Origin of the sequence: Parendozoicomonas callyspongiae, assembly GCF_023502345.1 — a bacterium.
Lineage (GTDB): Bacteria > Pseudomonadota > Gammaproteobacteria > Pseudomonadales > Endozoicomonadaceae > Sansalvadorimonas > Sansalvadorimonas callyspongiae.
On record NZ_JAMFLX010000151.1, the window covers coordinates 1 to 502 of the forward strand.

Consider the following 502-nt stretch of genomic DNA (forward strand, 5'->3'; position numbering starts at 1 on the left):
GAAATGCCGCCTGGGTCTCTGCATCCGGGGAAGGATACACCCATGCCGGAATGGCCTTCTCTCTCACGTCCTGGACCCAACCGGGATGCTCCCCTGTTTCACACCAGTACACCATTTCTCTGGCCGCCTGATCAGCGAGCCCTCCGGTCTCAAGCAACCGCCAAAGCTGTTGGCGGGAATCACTGCCCTCAGGCATGCCAAATGCTTCACCAAACAATGTTGTGTAGAGAACCAACAGTTCCTTTTTAACCTCCTCAACCTTGTTAGAGAACATGCCGGCATTGCGGCTGTTGAATTCTGTCTGCAGAGTTCGAGCCAGCAGAAGCTCCAGAGCCAGCATATTATTCCCCAGCACCCGCAACGGGGGAGATGCCGGATATATCTGCTTGGGGTGCACCATAAGCTCCTCATGCAGACAAATTTCGGCAAAATCCCTCAAACCCACAGGCCAGGGAGAGACATTTGGAAACTCTGTCGCCTGGCCATTCCAGTTCATCAGCCC

The 502-nt window shown here is 54.6% G+C and carries 1 protein-coding gene; it reads right to left on the reverse strand.

The features are described 5' to 3' along the window. Positions 1-502 (reverse strand): hypothetical protein (locus M3P05_RS20730; protein ID WP_249702053.1); only part of this gene is annotated, 502 nt, incomplete at both ends.